This is a genomic window from Clostridium bowmanii (assembly GCF_018861315.1).
Lineage (GTDB): Bacteria > Bacillota > Clostridia > Clostridiales > Clostridiaceae > Clostridium_AD > Clostridium_AD bowmanii.
Window position 1 is genome coordinate 19,883 of sequence record NZ_JAHLDL010000036.1, and the last position, 19,997, is coordinate 39,879.

General features: G+C 30.1%; 15 protein-coding genes. 2 read left to right on the forward strand and 13 right to left on the reverse strand.

Annotated features, from left to right (window positions below; all coding sequences use genetic code 11):
- Positions 1-18 precede the first annotated feature (18 nt).
- Positions 19-3,426, forward strand: a complete 3,408-nt coding sequence (locus KPL51_RS19050) for an isopeptide-forming domain-containing fimbrial protein (RefSeq protein WP_216165058.1) — start codon at positions 19-21, stop codon at positions 3,424-3,426.
- Positions 3,427-3,577: 151 nt separating this feature from the next.
- On the opposite strand, the gene KPL51_RS19055 is transcribed toward KPL51_RS19050, so the two are convergent.
- The 6 genes from KPL51_RS19055 to KPL51_RS19080 form a co-directional block, all read right to left on the reverse strand.
- On the reverse strand, positions 3,578-4,777 hold the full coding sequence (locus KPL51_RS19055) for an MFS transporter (RefSeq protein WP_216165063.1): 1,200 nt from the start codon (positions 4,775-4,777) through the stop codon (positions 3,578-3,580).
- Between the two features lie 333 nt (positions 4,778-5,110).
- Positions 5,111-5,314, reverse strand: a complete 204-nt coding sequence (locus tag KPL51_RS23715; RefSeq protein WP_224854533.1) for a hypothetical protein — start codon at positions 5,312-5,314, stop codon at positions 5,111-5,113.
- Positions 5,315-5,424: 110 nt separating this feature from the next.
- Positions 5,425-6,885, reverse strand: a complete 1,461-nt coding sequence (locus KPL51_RS19065; protein WP_224854530.1) for an extracellular solute-binding protein — start codon at positions 6,883-6,885, stop codon at positions 5,425-5,427.
- Positions 6,886-7,019: 134 nt separating this feature from the next.
- Positions 7,020-7,901 carry a carbohydrate ABC transporter permease gene (locus KPL51_RS19070; protein WP_216165066.1) on the reverse strand — a complete coding sequence of 294 codons (882 nt, stop codon included), beginning with the start codon at positions 7,899-7,901 and terminating at the stop codon, positions 7,020-7,022.
- Positions 7,902-7,911: 10 nt separating this feature from the next.
- A complete protein-coding gene (locus KPL51_RS19075) occupies positions 7,912-8,859 on the reverse strand; it encodes an ABC transporter permease (RefSeq protein WP_224854527.1) in 948 nt (315 codons plus the stop codon).
- Positions 8,860-9,079: 220 nt separating this feature from the next.
- Positions 9,080-9,925, reverse strand: a complete 846-nt coding sequence (locus KPL51_RS19080; protein ID WP_216165069.1) for an N-acetylmuramoyl-L-alanine amidase — start codon at positions 9,923-9,925, stop codon at positions 9,080-9,082.
- A 393-nt stretch (positions 9,926-10,318) separates the two neighbouring features.
- On the opposite strand from KPL51_RS19080, the gene KPL51_RS19085 reads away from it, so the two are divergent.
- Entirely contained in the window at positions 10,319-12,103 is a 1,785-nt protein-coding gene (locus tag KPL51_RS19085; protein WP_216165072.1) for a tetratricopeptide repeat-containing glycosyltransferase family 2 protein, read from the forward strand.
- 62 nt (positions 12,104-12,165) lie between these two features.
- Here KPL51_RS19085 and KPL51_RS19090 read toward each other — a convergent pair whose 3' ends face one another.
- From KPL51_RS19090 to KPL51_RS19120, 7 genes are all read right to left on the reverse strand, one after another.
- Positions 12,166-13,182 (reverse strand): SDR family NAD(P)-dependent oxidoreductase, encoded by a 1,017-nt coding sequence (locus KPL51_RS19090; protein WP_216165075.1) that lies wholly within the window; start codon positions 13,180-13,182, stop codon positions 12,166-12,168.
- Positions 13,175-14,062 carry a dTDP-4-dehydrorhamnose reductase family protein gene (locus tag KPL51_RS19095; protein ID WP_216165078.1) on the reverse strand — a complete coding sequence of 296 codons (888 nt, stop codon included), beginning with the start codon at positions 14,060-14,062 and terminating at the stop codon, positions 13,175-13,177. Before KPL51_RS19095 ends, KPL51_RS19090 begins: the two co-directional genes overlap by 8 nt.
- A 14-nt stretch (positions 14,063-14,076) precedes the next feature.
- A complete protein-coding gene (wecB, locus tag KPL51_RS19100) occupies positions 14,077-15,153 on the reverse strand; it encodes a non-hydrolyzing UDP-N-acetylglucosamine 2-epimerase (protein ID WP_216165081.1) in 1,077 nt (358 codons plus the stop codon).
- A gap of 2 nt (positions 15,154-15,155) precedes the next feature.
- A complete protein-coding gene (locus KPL51_RS19105; RefSeq protein WP_216165086.1) occupies positions 15,156-17,177 on the reverse strand; it encodes a glycosyltransferase in 2,022 nt (673 codons plus the stop codon).
- Positions 17,178-17,236: 59 nt separating this feature from the next.
- On the reverse strand, positions 17,237-18,022 hold the full coding sequence (locus KPL51_RS19110; protein ID WP_216165089.1) for a DNRLRE domain-containing protein: 786 nt from the start codon (positions 18,020-18,022) through the stop codon (positions 17,237-17,239).
- Between the two features lie 79 nt (positions 18,023-18,101).
- A complete protein-coding gene (locus KPL51_RS19115) occupies positions 18,102-18,398 on the reverse strand; it encodes a hypothetical protein (protein WP_216165093.1) in 297 nt (98 codons plus the stop codon).
- Between the two features lie 138 nt (positions 18,399-18,536).
- Positions 18,537-19,946: a glycosyltransferase gene (locus KPL51_RS19120; protein WP_216165096.1), complete on the reverse strand. Its 1,410-nt coding sequence runs from the start codon at positions 19,944-19,946 to the stop codon at positions 18,537-18,539.
- Positions 19,947-19,997: the final 51 nt, after the last annotated feature.

The following is a 19,997-nucleotide window of genomic DNA, read 5'->3' on the forward strand; positions in this document are numbered from 1 at the left end:
AAATTAAGGGGAGATATTATGGCTTCAGACATTTTAAATGTTTCTATAGATAAAACTGTCAATGTTCCACTGATTTTAGGTGGTACAAATAGTTTTACAATAAGTATAAAAAATCTTAGTACAAATATTAAATTATATAATTTAACTATATTTATAACTACACCAGATGGATTAACAGTTAGTACTGCCTCTCAAAGCATCACATCCTCAGTAAAAAATCCTGATGGTGGGTATTCTTATTCCTGGGTAAATTTAAAAGATTTAGCACCTTTAGAAGTTAATTATACTTTTAATGTAACTGTAAAATCCGGAACAAAATTTATAAATGGCATAACTATTCCTTTTGGATATATTTTCAATGGATTTATTGTAAATTGTAAGGTAGATACTATGCCAAGGGGAATTTATGATATTGGAAATCAAAAAATTACAAACGGTGTTGTAATGAGCTTTAAATCAGTAAGATTTTATAGCACAATTGGAACTCCTTCAAAAGTGCTCAAAGGGGCAGGAACTTCTATATTATTAAATGACTACTCTAATGTATATACTGCAAATTGCAATTTAACTAACAATACTATTAGCACCTCCCTTGTAAATGTAACTATACTTCTTCCCGATGGTATAAGGTATATTGGTAATATATCTACTTCTGGTACTGATGCTAGTCTTTTTAAAAATCCTACTATTAGTACTGTGCTTATTAATAATAAATTATATACTCAAGTTTATTTTGGCGCGGTAGTATTATCATTAAGTAGTAATACTATAGTAAATTTTAATTATGCAGTATGGAAAAAATATAATGATAATACAGGAACTTTAATATATCACGGAACCACATTTAAACTTCTTATTACTATGATTTCTACGGAAGATAGTGTGAGTAATGATGTTAGTTTTAATGCTATGGACCTAATTATTACGACCTCGATAAATAAAGTTACAACGGATGTACAACAAAGTATACAATTTACCTATGTATATTCTGTATGTCAATATTATGATATTAAAAATATTTTAGTCAATTATCTATTGCCAGATGGAATTAGCTACGTATCTAGTTCCTCGCCACCTACCTCTGCCATAGAGAACCCTACTCTTAAGGGTTTTGAATTAATTTATAATTTCCCCTTAGCTATAAGTAACTCTCAAAATACTGTAACCATAAATGCTAAAGTAGATAGTTATTATAGATATAAGTTAAATGGCACTATACCATTACCGGTGGTTGCTTTTGATATCTTTAGAAGCATCGCAAATATTTCTGGAACTCTAATTCAACTTTTAAGCACCGTTACAGATAATGCATCTGCAAGTTGTAGTATAAGTATTGGTAAAATAACAAAAACCTTTTTAAAGGGCTACTACCAAAATGGTGTTGCAAAAACTTTTAACACTTTAGCACCAGGCGATTTAGCAGAATATAAATTAACCTACGATACTAGCACCTTAATAGCTATGCAAAAGCAAGTATTCTTAGATGATTTTTTCCCACTTTCAGCTGACCCTATAGATAATATTATATATTCCTTTACTGGATATAAACCCTTTGGACTTACTCCACTATTAACTGATCCTCATGGAGTAAGCTTTAATTATGGAGATGTTCCTGGAAAATCATTAATTACAATTACCTTCAAAGTTCCAATAAAAATACTAGGGTCGCCTAGCCAAAATAATAATCTATTTAAACTTAGTGGAAGTAATACGGAGGGGTCTGCTTATAGTAGTAGATCGCAAGTACTGATAAATATAGGAACTCCAAATATACAATTAACAAAAACAGTCACTGGTGCAAACCCATCTTCTATAAAAGCGGGAGAAATCTATTACTATACTGTTAAGATAACAAATACTAATACTTTAGCAGTAGAAACAGATGCTTTTAATTTTCAACTTACAGATAGTTTGTCCGAGTGGTTTACACTTAACCAAAGTTTTATTAATGTTACTGGAACAGGTAGCTATAAAACTCCTTATATAGATGCACTTGGTGTTCAACTATATATAAATAAATTGGCCCCAGGGCAAAGTTTAACATTAAATTATAATGTAACTATAAATAATAATCTTGCACCAGGCATTACTATTATAACAACGGCAGCAAATACAAATCCATACTCACAACTTGATGATCCAGCAAGTTATCAATATACAAATCAAAATAAAAGTGCTTTAGTCACTATACTTGCACCAACTATTACACTAACAAAATCAAATAATTCTTCTTTATTCAAGGTTAATTCAAGCATTACCTATACTATTATTATGACCATTCCACAAGGAACTTTAGTTTATGATGCTTATGTGAAAGATAACTTACCAAGTGGTGGGCAGAGTTATACAGGACCAGCATACAGAAATGGGATTGCGATAACTCCAACTGTGTCAGGAAATTCTGCGACTTTTCCTAGCGAAGGATTTATTGATGCTCTTAGCCAGGCAAAGACAATAACCTATATTTTAACTTGCAAAATCACAAATTCTAATAAATCCATTGGAGCTACAACCTCGCTTCAGACAAACAATTATCAAGTTCTATATAAGCAAAATTTAAGTGGAGCTTATATTACCATTAGTAAGAATCTTTCTGTGACAATAAATCACCCTAATATAGTTTTAAATTTAAGTGCAAAGGATCTCACTACTTCTATAATCTATACTCAAAACGGAAATATTAATACTACTTCTATTATGGAATTCACTTTAACATTTTTAAATAATAGTTCTATTTCGCTTGTAAATGGTAAAGTTGACATTCCATTAGGCAACAATTTTTTCTTTAATTCTATTAATACCACTCTTCTATGCACCGCAGCTTATGACAGTGTTAATAAAAAAATAGTTGTATCAATACCAATTTTAGATAAAAGTATTTCTGGTCTGATTTCTTTTACAGTCTCTCCCTTATCAAACCTTAAATCAGGTAGTACAATTACAACGCAAGCTGTGGCAGTGCAATACTATAATGACATCTCCACAAAATTTTATAGTGGTGAGAAGAGCGATGCACTTACTTTTAGTATTTCTCCTGGAGTATCACTTTTACCAACATCTAATAAGATAAATGATTCAACATCCTTCCAAGTAACTCAGCCGGGGTATACAGCCACTATAACAAATTTGTTTGAAAATACCGGTGGGGGATATGATGATTATACTTTAAAAATCAATTCGGTATCAATTTCATATACTCTTAGTATAAATAATGTTAAAGTAACAGATGTCTTAGCTAATACTCTCTATTCTGCTGATTTAGATATAATGAAGAACCTTGCACCGGGTACTATGAGAAGAATAACTATTACTTCAGTTATTCCGATAACCTCACCACTTGGGGCAAGATATGATTTTATAATAACAACACGTTCTAAAACTTCTCCATTTCCTGAAAAAACGGTATTAAATATTGATCCTAATTAAAATAGCTTAAAGTGCCTATCCTCACGTTCAAATCAAACAAAAGATTGACTTAACAGATACAATAAAATTAATAGTAACAGATAAAATAAATCCCTTACATAAAAAATAATGTAAGGGATTTATTAATTAACATTTTTAGAGGTTAACCTAATCATACATCCAGCATTTGCGATTTTTTGTTAAGCCCAAGCCTCCCATTCATATATTTCATAGTAAGCACCGTCAATATGATCATAGCAATTCCCATCACCATATGAGTCGTAAATATGTCTTCATGATCCTTTAATACCCCCATTAGCGGAAAGGCTATGGCTACTGACAAATTACAAGCTAAACTTTGAAAGGAAAGAACAGTTGCCCGTTTATCAGAGGGTATGTGTTTATTTAAATATTTAGTAGTAACCGGCCTATATATTCCTCTTGCAACCTGCTGAAATAATATTGCAAACACGCCAAACCATACCTTCGTTACCCCCATAAGTACAAAGGATATTATCATTAACACAGCCATAAAAGTTAAAGTTTTAGGTTTAGTTTTATCCATAATCCAGTGACTTCGCTTTGAAGCAAAGGCTGCAGTTATATTAAAAACAAAAAATATTATACCAAAATATCTTACAGGTATCTTTACAGCTTCCATATAAGGTTGATAATAAAAAAATGCTGTTCTATAAAAAATAAAAAACATCATAGTAAAAATTATTACTGCTTTAATTTTCTCATGAGATATTATAAATTTGCCACTTTCTTTTATTTGCTCCATATAATTTATACCGTATTTACCCACTTTACCTTCTATTGGGGGGTCTTTAAATCTTAACGTTATAATAATGGTTACTAACATAAACACTACTGAAATTAAAAACGGAAGATTTTTATTAACTTCATACACAAATCCAGCAATTATTGACCCTACTGCCTGTGCATAGAGTGCGAAAGATCTGGCTTTTCCTTCTATGCTTTGAAATTCCTTCTCTCTTCCCATTACTTTTAGAGAATCATATATTAGCGCGTTGTCGGCACCAGATTTGAAAGTTGCGCCTAAACTAAAAATAACTTCTGCTAATATAAACATAGTAAAACTTTTACCAACTACATAAAACCCAAGACTTATAGCCCATAGAAATGCTCCTATAAGTATACTTTCTTTTCGACCAATCTTATCTGCCATGGCTCCCGTTGGCACTTCGAATAAAACTACAGCTATGGCAGAAATAGATTGAAGTACCATTATTTCAGTAAATGATAACCCCTTTGCAATTAAAAATAGCACTAATATAGGACCTAATATTAATAATTCTGCAAAGGTTGAATAAAAATAATAAGTTTTTATATTTTTTGAATAATCCATTTCCCTACCCCCTTATTCCTTAAGATAGTGTTAACATTCTCTTACTTAATATAAAAAAAGCCCCGCAAAGAATCACTTAAAAGTGACTCCGCAAGGCTTAACTAATAGCTATACGTGTAGGATAAAAATTCCCTGTGCCGCTAACAATACATAGGCACACTCACCGTTTGAAATATTTTACCATATTAGGGTCTGTTTGTATAGTATTATAATAATTTTATAACTCTTCTACCTCTATAGCTTTAAAATAAGCTCTTCCTGAATCTAATCTACTAAATCCAAACATTCCGTATTTGAATTTATCATCCCTATGGCAAATTAACTCTTCCCCATTTATATAAAAGTATATTTTATCCTCTTTAACCAAAACTTCAAAATTATAACCCAAGTATCTATAAATATTTGTCCCCCAATTTGCTCTGCTAATATCTTACCATTTACTCTTTCTGACCCAGAGTATGGTACTTTAAAACCATTTTTTAAATTGAGATAAGCTGTATGTTCAGTGCTTACTCCATATCCGCCCCACCAAAACATACCTATTCCTTCTCTTGAATAATTAAGCCAAGCTCTTCCTACATCTTCTGACTCTAACTCTCTATCCTTCGCATCATCATATAAAGCTCTTAAAAAGAATACTGGTCCATTTACTTTAATACTTTATTAGCCTGCTTGGTTACATCTTCTCCACCGTTTTTATACCATTCAACTACAAATTTATCAAAATCACTAATAGGACGTTTTCCTGTTATTATATCCGCTGAATATTCTTTATACAGGTTGTTTATAGAATCCCATTTAATAGAAAGCTCTTCTGGCATTATGAAATTAATATCTTCAGTATAAAGCTTATTCACATCTTCTAGTGACTTAGTTCCAGCAGCTCCCAGTAGTGGTTTTGCGAGTTCTTTTCCTAATGCAATTTTTGAAGGCTCCCAAAATTTTGCATACCATTCTTGTGATTTTTCAGTTAACTGTATTTTATTATCTTTAATTACATAATGCTCCCCTTCAAAACCTAAACGATCTATCATTTGGCCTTTTTCACTAGCCATAAAATCTAAAATTTTAAAGGAAACCTCTTTATTTTTAGATGTAGAAGAAATAGCTATTCCTCTACTTTCTTTAGAAACATCTATAGGAAAATAACCTTGTGCCTTTCCCTTCGCTGCTGGTAAAACTGTAAGTCCTACCCCTGCATTCGCCTTTTTGATTTTACCTTCATATATATCTATAACCTTACCTGCTGTTCCAACTATTACACCCGACTGATTTTCATAAAAAGCCTTTTCCTTTGTGTCCCATTGTTTAGTTAAGTACTCTGGATCTAATATTCCTTCCTTATAAAGTTTATTATAAAAAGTCAACTTTTCTTTTTCATTGTTAGATACTTTATTATAAATATACTTACCATTTTCATCTTTTATCCAAGTAGATTTATTTCCAAAAGCTTGGTCGAATATTTCATCAAGCTCTAGGGAATTACCCGCAACTGTTAAAGCATAGGCTGGCGATCCTTTTCCACCTAAATTAGAAGCTTTTAATTCTTTTAAAAACGCATAGTAATTATCTATAGTAGGGTCTTCCATTAGCTTTTTAGATGTGGTTAATTTATCAAACCAATCACTTCTCATTACTGGAACTTTTGATGCAAGAGGTTTAATCCATAATAAATAAGGATAGTTTTCTAATCTCTTTTTACTTTGCGTCTCTAGATTAGATTTTATATACTTTGACTTTTCTATATATGGTGTTAAGTCCTCGAGTAATCCTTGCTGCGAAATCTGGAGATCTCCACCTTGAAAATATATAATATCTGGAATATCTTTACCAAGTAACATTAAGTTTAACTTTTCAGCATAGTTACCTGATGGCATTTCCACAAGTTGAATTTTAACTTTTGTCCCTTCCTCCGCCATAGCTTTTTCTATAAGCCCTACATATTTTTGAGATATAGGGTCTTTGGGACTTACATCTTTCATAACCATTCTTACCGTTGCTAGCTTAGTTGATTTATTTTGTTCTACGGAGTTACTAGTTTTTGATTTGCATGATACTAAACTCAGTACACTTATAATTGCAAGAATTGAAGCTAATGCCTTTTTCATTAAATCACCCCTAAGATTATTTTTTAACTACAATTTATTAATACTATTTTATAATAAAATACTATTTTATAATAAAAAAACTATTAATTAATATTACTTCTTTAATTAAACCTTTTATTCTTTAATTAAACCTTTTATTCTTTAATTCCTCCTTCCATTGTTCCCTTAGTGTAATTTTTAAGTATAAATGGATATATTAAAAGTATAGGAACCATTGCAATCATTATGGTTCCTGCTTGTAATGCCTGATAACTTAGCTGAGAAGCACTATCAAAAGATAGTAGACTATTAGCCCCCAGCATTGATGTGGTATCATTTAATACCACAAACTGTCTAAGCACTAGTTGTAATGGCCATTTAGCCGAATCATTTAAGTATATAGATGCTCTAAAGTATTCATTCCAATGAAATACCCCATAAAACAATCCTATAGTTGCAATAGACGACTTTGAAAGTGGAATTAATATTCTAAATAGAATAGTTAAATGCCCTGCACCATCTATCCTTGCTGCATCAATAAGTGCTTCTGGCACCTCTTCAAAAAATCTCATAAGTATAATTAAATAATATACATTTAGTGCCTTGTATAAAATTACCGAAGAATAAGTGTCTATTAGCCCTATTCTTTTAATTAGCAAATATTCTGGAATTAATCCAGGTTCAAATACCATAACTATTATTAAAATTATCATAAAGAACCTTTTACCCACAAGACCTGGCCTTGTAAGGGCATAAGCTGCCATTATTGTTAAGCCTAAATTTAATACTGTGCCTATTACTGTTACAAATACAGAATTAAAAAGACTTCTCATAATCTGCGGATTAGAAAGCAAAACTCTATAATTATCAAGAGAAAATCCTTTAGGCAAAATAGTAAGTCCTGTTACTTCTTTTGCGAGGTCAGGATCAGTAAGTGACAACGCAAATAAATTTAAAATTGGTACAAGCATTGATAGTGTAACAATAAACAATAATATATATATAATTATATGAACTAAGCTTTCTTTATTCTTCATCTTTTCCACCCTACCATAAGCCTTTCCCCGATATTTTTTTTGCTAAAAAGTGTGTGGTAAATATCAATATAATTCCAATTACGCCCTTAAATAAACTTGCTGCAGTAGCGAAAGCATACTGACCATTTATTAAGCCTATTCTATAAACATAGGTATCAAGAATATCGATTACACTTATAACAGAGTCATTCATAAAGTTAAATACTTGATCAAAGCCTGCATTCATAAAAAAACCTAAATTTAAAATAAATACTGTAATGATGGTAGTTGTAAGTTCTGGTATTGTAATATGTATCATCTCATCAAACCTAGATGCACCATCCATTTTTGCTGATTCATATAATGCCGGACTAATTCTCATTATTGCCGCTAAATATATTATTGAATCCCATCCAGCACTTCTCCACATTTCCGAAAAAACAAGTACCCATCTTATATACCCTTTGCTTGTCATAAAATCAATAGAGGGCATATTAAATATATTTAATATGTTATTTACTCCCCCACTTGTTGGTGATAATAATTTAATCCATATACCTGTAATTACAATCCATGATAGAAAATGAGGTAAATAAACCACTGATTGTACATATTTTTTAAATCTTTTTATTCTTATCTCACTTATAATCAAAGATAAAAGTATTGGTATTGGAAAGAAAAATACTATCTTCATAGTGCTTATTATTATAGTATTTTTGAGAACATTAAAAAAACTAGGGGAACCAAATAGCATTTTAAAATGCTTTAATCCTACAAAAACATTATCTCCTATAATCCTATAATCTTGAAACGCAAGTGACATACCAGCCAAAGGTACTAAATGAAAAATCATAAAATATACGAGTGGTAGCAACAGCATTAGATAAAGCACTTTGTCCTCTTTTATTTTTTTCCACTTTACTTTAAATTCGTTTTTATGCTTTTCTTTCTTTTCTAAATTTGTTTTTGTGCAGCCCAATTGATTCCTCCCTGATGCTATGAATTGTATTCCATGCTTGAATTATTATTTTAAAAGTTATATTTTAAAACCCTTATAGATTTAAGGATAATTTAACATATCTGTCCATATTTTATCATTCGTTTCATTATATTGGCAACCTTTTTTATAATTATTCCTTAAATTTGCGGAAAAACCTGTAGAACATTTAATTGCCCCACAGGTAAGATTATTTACTCCACTAACCTAACAGTTTATTTAAAGTATTAGGACCAACAATGCCATCAACTAAAAGTTTGTTTTTCACTTGAAAGTTCTTAACTGCCACAAGTGTAGAAGCTCCAAAAATGCCATCTGATCCGGACCTACCACATGGAAATCCTAAAGTAATAAGTCTTGTTTGTAACCATTTAACTAAATTGCTACTTGTATCTTTTTTAAGAATAACTTTAGCTATGACGCTGTTAGTTGAATCACTTCTAACCCCATCCACAACTAGCTTATTTCCGTTTTTATCTGTAACACCTGATAGATTGCAAGCCGCTTGAAAGCTTGCTATTACTGAATTACTGGCTATTACCATACCAACAACTGCTTTAATTATTGCATTTGCTATTAAATCAGCATTGTACATGGTCATATCTTTTTTACTATCTATAAATGCGCATTCTACAAGAACGCAAGGCATTCTAGTATTCTTTACAACAAATAAATGTGTTCCATCTTTTACACCTCTATTTTTATATCCAAGCGAAGCTATTTCATTACAAATTTTTGCAGCATAATTTTTAGCGGTTTGCGATATAACATAACATTCTACACCCTCACCACCACCTGCATTAAAATGAATACATAAATGCAAATCTGAATTTGATTGGTTTGCTTTATTACATCTGTATTGTAATGATTGTCCTACATTTGAAAATACTTGTCCATAGGGTGTGCAATCTACTATTTTAGTAGTTGTATTTTGTAGTTTCTGAATTATTTTCCCTACAACTTCTTTAGTTACAGAGTCCTCTCTTTTGATTCCGATTGCTCCACCATCTGGTATGCAATTATGCCCAGCATCTATTGAAATTTTCATATATAAACAGCTCCTAAATATATATTTTATTAATTTTCATAACTTTAAAAGATTTAATAAATTGCTATTTTCAAACACTATCTACTCTATTTTATGCAAAGCAGCTTATTTAGTTTACAATTGAACTTGAAACTTACCTGCTATAAACAATTTATCTTGGGTATTTATATCAAAAATCCATCTTTTGATGTAAATACCGTTTGGATTTACTATGCTTAATTTATCCCAAGATTTGATCACGTTTCTCAACTCATCAAAGCCAGTATTCCATAAGAAACATTAGTTTAAAATTGATACTGTAATTATGGTGGTGATTGTGAATTAAGAACTGTTAATTAACTTCTACATAATATATATGGAAGTATTTAATTGTTTTTAATTGGAGGATAATAGATGAAAAATGAAGTAAGTTTGTGTATGATTGTTAAGAACGAAGAAACCTACTTACTAAGATGCCTTAGTAGTATTAAGGATGTCGTTGATGAAATTATAATTGTTGACACCGGTTCTACAGATAAAACCGTTGAAATTGCTAAAAGCTTTGGGGCTAAGGTTCACTATTTTAAGTGGAATAATAATTTTAGCGATGCTAGAAATGAATCATTAAAATATGCCACTAAAGATTGGATATTAATTTTGGATGGAGATGATGAATTATATCCAGGCGATCAAGAGAATTTAAAAGATTTATTAACTAGGCAGTTGGATGAAAATGCAATATATTTTTTCGAAACCTTAAATTATTATGGAAGTACTATTGATGATAATTCAATTACTATAAATTTAAATCCAAGACTATATAAAAATAACCAGGGAACTCACTATGAGGGAGAAATTCATAATCAGTTAATATATTCAGCTAATAAATATAATGCTATTTACACCCTTATAAAAATCCACCACTTCGGTTATATGAATAAAAGCATAGACTCTAAAGATAAGAGGACTAGAAATATAAGTTTGTTAAAGCAGCAAATACAAAACGATCCAGATAATTATTTTGCACACTTCAATCTAGGCACTGAATACGCGGCATTAAATGATGATAAAACTGCTCTAGAACATTATTATAAATCCTATGAGAAATTCGAACCTCACAATGGATATAGTTTCTTATTGATTTTCAGAATAGTTTTTTTAAATTATAATATAAAAGATCACGATACAGCCTTTAAATTTATAAATATTGGTCTTGAGAACTACCCTAAATTTACTGACTTATATTTTCTAAAATCCCTTATCTTAAAAAATATGAATATGCCTACCCTTCAGATAAAAGCCTTGGAGAAATGTATTGAACTTGGAGAAGCACCCTCTGAATTAAAGTGTTTATATGGAGTTGGAAGTTTCAAAGCATTCTATGAACTTGGTAATGCTTATTTAAAACTCAATGATTATGACGCTGCATACAATTATTATATTGAAGCAATGAAATCAAATCCTGATTTTATTAACCCACTATTCCTTATTGGTCATATATTAAAAAATAAAAATACACCTTTCGATGATTTTAAGCGAATTATAGAAGAGTTCTTTTCTGATTACCCCAAAGCAAATATCATTATAGCAAATTTATTTTACACTGAAGGCTTTTATAAAACAGCATTAGAATACGTGGGCAAATGTGAACTAGCTGGAATTATTCCAGAAGACCTCATGATGCTTAAAGCTAAATGTCTTGTAATGTCTGGTGGCTTTAATGAATGTATTAAAATGAACAGTATAGTCCAATTTAATTCTTCTTATCTATATTTTTCTATGTACAAAGTTATAAGCAGCATATTAACTAATAATTATGATATTGCACTAACTTTATTAAGTAATTTTAAAGAAGCTGATTTATCAGGTTATGATAAAAAACTATTAAAAGTATACATGGAATTTTTAAAGTTATATACAAAAGAGCCCTCCTCAGTTTTATCTGAAGAAGAAAATGACCAGGAATATCTTGCTATCATTATGGAAATCTGTGAAATATTGCTCATAAACAATAAATTCGAAGAACTTGAACTAGCCGTAAACTTACTAAATTTAATAGATAATAAATTTGTACTGCTTAATCTTGGAAAACTCTATTATAGCTATGGGTATGTTGAACTTGCTAAAAAAGAAATAATAAGATCAATTAAAGAATTTGAAGTATATGATGGCGAAGGCTTGGAGATATTAATGAGTTAAATAAATACTTTATACTATATAAATATATAAAAAAGAAACAGCTAGAAATGGCTGTTTCTTTTTTATATATTTATATTGTTTTCCTTGATATGAATAAATCCGCCTCTAATAAGCATTTCCTTAGCTTCATTGTATCCTAATACATAGTCATTAGATGAATATTCTTTTTTATTTAGAGATTTTAAATTTAATTTTTTATAATACTCTTTTAAATCCTCTATATTTATTTGAGGTAGAATAACAAAATAGTCTTTATCATAAATATATGAATTATCTACTTCATACTTAGATATTAATACTTCATGCAGCTTTTCACCAGGTCTTTTCCCTATTATTTTAATGTTACATTGTTCATTCCCAAATTCATCCAGTATAATCCTCGCGATATCTATTATCTTATAACCAGGCATTTTCATTACAAAAGTTTCCCCACCTATGCTGCTTTTAATTGCTTTGAATATTAAACCTATTGCCTGCTTTAAAGTTAGGAAGTATCTTGTCATTTCTATATCTGTAATTGTAATTTCTTTACATCTTTTTACTTGATCTATAAAATATGGTACGACACTTCCATTTGTACCTAGAACATTTCCAGCTCTTATGCAAACAAATTTTGTTTTGTCAGTTATAGTGTTTGCATGAATTATTAGCTTCTCACCAATAGCCTTTGTCATTCCATAAACGTTCATTGGTTCAACAGCCTTATCTGTAGAAACATCTATCACTTTAACAGCCTTATTTTCAATTGCCGCTCTAATAAGGTTTTTAACACCTGTAATATTGGTTTTGATTGCTTCATAGGGCTGTTCTTCGCAAATAGGTACATGTTTTAAGGCAGCCAAATGGAAAATATACTCTGCATCTCTTGTGGCTTGTTGTATTGATTCGTAATCCCTTATGTCACCAATGATAAATTTCAACTTAGGGTTATTAAATTTGCGTTGCATATTAACTTGGCTTAATTCACTTCTTGAATATATAATAATTTCCTTAGGATTCATTTCTAAAAGTTGAGTTGTGAGCTCATTTCCCCAAGAACCTGTTCCTCCTGTAATTAAAATAGTTTTGTTTTCAAACATATAAATTCCCTCCACAGGTATTGAAAAAATATTGTGAATATAGTTGTCTGTTTTCTACCATCCAATCTCTTAATTCACTAAGCATTTCTTTATAATCAGGCAAATCTACAGAAAAATCTTCTCTAGTACTTATGAGAGATTTGTCATTTTCAATTTGTTCAGAACTTTTAATTAATATAGATTTATCAAATACAGAATTAAGAAGCTTTAATAGCTCATATTTACTAATAGGAACTTTAGAGGTCAAATTATATAATCCATTTAAATTATTTTCTATCATGAGATCCAGACACTTGCCCAATTGCAATGTAGTAACTCCTGACCATATAACTTTGGAATATCCTATAGCAGTATCATTTTGTTTCATAAACCAATGAAATAATCCCGTACCATTATGCTTTAGCTCTGGTCCTATTATTGAAGTTCGGACGGTTAAGTCTTTATTATTATTTATTTCACCCAATATTTTTGTTTTCGCATACAAATCTTTTCCATCAGGTACAAAGGCTTCATCATAATTACCTTTGTCACCCGAAAAAACGCAATCAGTACTTATCTGAATAAGCCTAATATTAGTATTTTTAAATTGTTCTTCTAAATATCTTGGGAAGTAGGAGTTAATAAATATTGTATTAGATGGGTCATCTTCAGCATTTTTATTTAGGATTCCAATAGAATTAATTATGATATCAGGCTTAAGGCCTGCAATAATTTTTTTCAACGAGTCCAAATCATGAATGTCTAAGAGTATAGACTTTTCTTCCAATTTAACAGTATGACATATATCATATACTTCATATTTTTGTAATAGGGTTTTAAAATAACTACTAATCATATGTCCAGCCATACCCGTTGCACCTAGAACTACAATTTTTTTCACATCGCATCACCCACCTAATTAGATAATATGAAATTTACAACTTTAGTGGAAACATTATTGTCAATATAACCATCTGGATAACTCCACCAAATATTTGCTTTTGCCATAAGTCTCGAACACATAATAATTTTCTCGTAATTAACACCTGAAACCACATTACTTCCACATTCAACGGTTTCCTGTCTTTCAGTTGAATCTCTAATTGTAATTGTAGGTATTTGAAATATGCAGCATTCCTCTTGCACCGTGCCACTATCTGTTAACACAAGGGCACCATTCTTTTCAATCTTAATGAAATCAAAAAAACCAAAAGGTTCATTATAGATTATATTCTTATTAACATTTATAAATCCAAATTCATCTATTTTGCTTTTAGTTCTTGGATGAATGCTAAAGATTATTTTACATTTAAACTCCTTTTGAACTGAGTCAATAGCTTTTAGTATTATTTCTAGCCGTTCTTTCACATCTACATTTTCCGCTCGATGAATGGTGGCTAATATATATCTGCCCTTTTCTAAGTTTAAATCCCTTAAAATATTACTTTTTTCAATATTTTCATCATAATATCTTAGTACTTCAAATATTGGGTTACCTGATAGGAATATTTTTTCTTTTGAGATGCCATCTTTTAACAAATTTTCTCTACTTCCTGAAGTGTAAGGCAGAGCATAAGTTGAAACTGCATCTATTATCCTACGATTTTTCTCCTCTGGAACCTTTAAATCAAAACATCTATTACCTGCTTCCATATGAAATACCGGTATGCCAAGTCTCTCCGCTATAATTGCAGATAAACCACTATTTGTATCCCCAAGTATTAGTATTTTATCAGGCTTTTCACTTAATATAACTTCTTCTACTAGTTGTAGTAATTTCCCCACTTGCATTCCAAAACTATCCCCTGGTACTTGTAAATAATAATCCGGTTTTCTTATGTTAAGTTCCTGAAAAAATATATCATTTAGTAGGGAAGAATAATTTTGTCCTGTATGAACTAAAACGTGATCACAGTTCTTATCTAATTTTTTTATGATTAATGATAGTCTTATTATTTCTGGTCTAGTCCCAAGAATCGTCATTATTTTCATGGTTAAATCACCCCTAAGTCTTTAACTTCTTCTATATATTTACCATATAATTCTTGTAGTTTAAAAAGTTCACTTAGAAAAATTATTCCTCCATTTAAACCTTCATCAATATACTTCATTCCCTCTTTTGCAAATACATAGCAATATTTCATTAATTCCCTCTTAGTGACATTGCCCTTTACATATTGAGGTATAGCATTCATATTTACATGATTTTCAATTTGGTCATAATAAAATTGTGCTATCACAAGATTTTTTAATTGATCTCTATTTTGAAATTCATCCCATGGAATCTCTGTGGCATATACTTCTTCATTAAAATTTTTAATGATATAATCAAAAATCGAAACCGCCGAGTTTATTCTCTTTTGTAGATTATGGGATAGATTATTGGAATGAATTCTATAATTTATTACTGAATCATCAATTTTGCCATAATTCCAATTATATTTAATAAACTGTAGTGTATTTAGTGTATCTGCGGAAAAATCGTTATTTCTATATACAATCCAATTTATGTTATTATCTTTAAAAAAGCTCAATCTATAAAGACAATTCATGGGAATTACACCAGAAGCAGATTTAAAGATGTGCTCAACAACTTTATTTTGTGAGTAAACCTTATAATCCCACTGATTAATTTTAATATTGTCTTCATTAACTATATTAAGGTTACTATATACATAATCCTTGCTAGGGTTTTTTTCTAAATAATCTACGAACTTGTATATAGCATCAATATCTGGAAAATCATCACAAGCAATCCATTGAAAATATTTTCCTTTTGCAAAATTAATAATTTCTTGAATTCCTTTTGACGCTCCACCAGAGTTCTCACTATGATAAATCGCTGATATATTTTTATATTTCTCTTCATATTTTTTGATTGTCTTATCTGAACCATCCGTGGAATAATCATCAATAACTAAAATTTCTATATTTTTATAGGTTTGGTTTATAAAACAATCTAAACATTTTGATAGATATTGTTTACCGTTATAATTTGTAATCCCAATAGTAACTAACGGCTGCTCAACCATTGTAATTTCTTTATCTTCTATTAAAACTGAAAACAGTGACTTTAACTTTTCTATTTGATAATGAAGTTCATACCCATCTTTAACAAAAGCATAATATTCTTTAGAATTATACTCATCGTTAGTTATCATATCAACAGCATCATTGATTGAGTTCCAGATTAAAGCTTGCGGATATATGGATTTTGCACCAACGAAATTATGGATTATAGGCTTTATACCCTTTATCATAGCTTGCATAACACTCATGTTTTGTGATTCTAAAATACTTGTACATAGCACATAATTTTTATCTTCTAGCCATTTATCCAGGTTATCCTGCCAGCCCTCAAAGATTACATTATTTTCTAACCCAAACTCTTTTATCATTTGATTAAAATACAAAACATCTCTTTGGTCTTGAAACTTTCCAGCAATAAATAATTTATAATGATTATTTTTATTAAAAATATTTTTAAAAGCATGTAATAATAGCATAGGTCCTTTTTTGTAATTTATATAACCCACATAAGAAATATTAAATCCTGGTCTTCTCTCTGCGAAAGTCCAGTTTTTCTCCTCAATACCATTAGGAATTACTATTGTCTTTTTTTCATCTATGCTAAAATTCTCAACAACAAAATTCTTAATATGTTCTGCCACAAATATGATTTTATCCACGTTTTCCCAAGCAACATTTGCTGGGTAATCTGTAAATGCCTCGTAACTGTGCATTCTACATATAATTTTCTTTTGCCTTGCAATATTAGTTTTACTTCCATAGGATATTAGTTCATCACACCACTCAAACCAGCATATATCAGCTAATTCCATTCCTTCATCAATTTGTTTGAAATCTGTTACAATTATTTTTCTAGTTAAATACTCATCTGATAATGCATCAATAATGCCTGCTAAAAAACTATCTAATCCTTGCTTTACAAAAAAAATAATGGTTTTCTTATCACTTACATTAGAACTCAGTTTTATATTGCATGTATTCTCCACTAGATTATTCCTCCTATCACTAGACCTTTTAAATAACTAACTTTCCTAAAAAAAATACTCTATACCTTGTAAGATCCATAAAAATCTAATGTTTCAACATCACCTACCTTTTCCTTTGGAATAATAGCTATATTATAGGTTTTATCTATATGAAGGGGTTTACCGCTTAATAAGTTATTATATTCATCAGCAACATAATAATTATCTGTATGATCAATACCACTTCTGTTTACTCCAATATTAATTATAGCCTCATATTGTGAATCCTCTGCTACCGTGCCTATAACTCGAACTTGTCTTTTAGTAGCTCCTACAGGATTACAATTAGCATTTTTGAACTCATTGTCTGTAACCACTTTTATAAAGGGAACAAGATAGGTGTCCTTAGATATAGAAGAACCAAATTCTGCAATAATACTATTATTTTTAGAGATTATTGATATACCTGTGTTATTGAGTTTATTATTTATCCATAACGAAACAAAGTAAGTTACGTTCACAGTTACAGCTACATTTGTGATTATTGGATAAAAATCTCTTTTCATTTTAACATTTACTTTTGGACGATTATTAAAAGTTGTATAAGTGCTAAAATAGTCCTTAAGTGGATATATAGAAAACATTTTCTTGCTATCATCATAAAAATTATTCATTTTAAACAATACAAGCTCTGCATTTAAAATGCGTATATTGCTAGGAAGGGCTGAAATATCAAAATATAAATAACTAATATAGCTACACATCTCATCATTACCTACAAATATAGAATCTCCATTTATATTTTCATTAGGAAATTTATTTGTTACCGTAAGACTTTTAGTAGCAGGTATTATTATACTTTGCAAATTTACCACCCCCTCTTAAGGCCTGAACTTAAAGCATGGAGCCAATTATGGCTCCATGAAGAATTTGAACTAGATAGGATTAAACATTAGGAGTGTATGACCAAGCTTGAGTTGCAGCCAAAATAGTATCTGATCCTAAAATCTTTGGCACAATTGATAAAGTATAAGAAGTATTAACTACTTGACTTGTAGCACCTGCTGTATTATCATAGGTTATTGTTCTATAAAATGAACGGTTTCTACTTGCAGTAGAAGCGTTAGTAACGTTAAGGCTAATTGTTAAATATCCAAGACTATATGCAGCAACAGTTCCTGTAACTGCAACAGCGCGAGGTGAACTAGTCTTAGGAGTATCAAAATTTAGTGTTAAGGCCATAAAAGGATTCATCTCCATAAATTTATTTTTAGGATTTCTAATCCTAATCTAATATATGAACTTATACATAAAATGTACCTAATAATCATATAACTTTAACTTTACTTTTGTAAAAAACAGAGACTGACAACCCTGTTGTCAATCTCCACACTCAATCACATTCTTCTGAAACTTAGCTACATACTCGTATGCTAAGAAATGTCCTTTCATTTCAGCACCTACAATACTACATACACTATTTAATAACTTATCATCTTCTTGTGTTAATTCATTAAAATAATGAAATACAAATGGGTTAGTATATCCACACTCCTGGAAAATTTTATATATATCTACTAAAGTAAAAAACTTATTACTATTTCTATTTAAAATTGAATTTTCACTATACATAAAACTTCCTCTTAATAGCTCTTTTATAACTGAATAATGCATTAAGTTAGGAATAGTTGCAATTACATACCCTCCAGGCTTTAAGAATCTTTTTACTCCATTTAATAGTGTCCAAGGATCTTTACTTAATTGAAGTCTATTTCCAAGAATTATATAGTCAAAAAAGTTATTCTTATCCTTCTTAAAGTTCATGCTATAATTCACTTCAAAATCCTCTGTAATTAGCTCTAGAACTTTTCCACCTATCCTTGCTACATATTCATTTGTCTCTAAACCATATATTTCTACATTTGGATACATATATTTTAATTTAACTAATGTAGCCCCTAGTCCACAATCAAACTCAAGAATATTAAATTGTTTTTCTTTCGGTTCATTTATACGTTGTATTACGTCAAATTTCAATGTGCTACATAAGTTAGAATTAAAGCCCCACTTGTCCTCAAATTTTTTACTATTCGTGGTTAGGAGCTCATTAAATTTAGAATGATCTTTATTAAAAGATGAACTACCAAAATGGTGTATGAAGCTATCATTACAAAGCATTAGCTTATATCCTGATTCTATAATTCTCATGCATAGATCATCATCCTCAAAATTTCCAGGTGTAAACCTTTCATCCATAATGCCAATGTTGTTAAGCACATTTCTCTTTATAATCATGCAAAATGCCACAAGCCTGGTCTTCTCCTCCCATTTTTCTGGGTTTGACACATTATTAGCATCTGCAAAGGCAATCATATTATTAATATCGTTGTAAGGCACACTTATTGACTGATAATTAGAACAATTATTAGTTATAGAGGCCGTTGCACCAACTTTATCATCACTGTAAAGACAAGTCTTAAGATTATCAAGCCACCTTGGAGTAACTACAGTATCATTATTTAAAAGCAAAATATCATTATCTTTTTCGCTAGCAGCTATCCCAATATTACATCCCTTTGGAAACCCTACATTTTCATCGTTTAAAATAACCACAATATCCTTTTGATCTTTAAGCCATTCTCTTGTTCCATCAGTAGAATTATTATCCACTACAATTATTTCATAAGTATTTTCCGCAGTATATTTCCTTATGCTATCAACACAACTCTTATTATAAGTTAAGTTATTATAAGTTAAGATTATTATTGAAGTCTTTCTATTTTCATTCATTAATCTATCCCTTCCCTACCACTTAGTAAAAACAAATTATACTTCAATTAC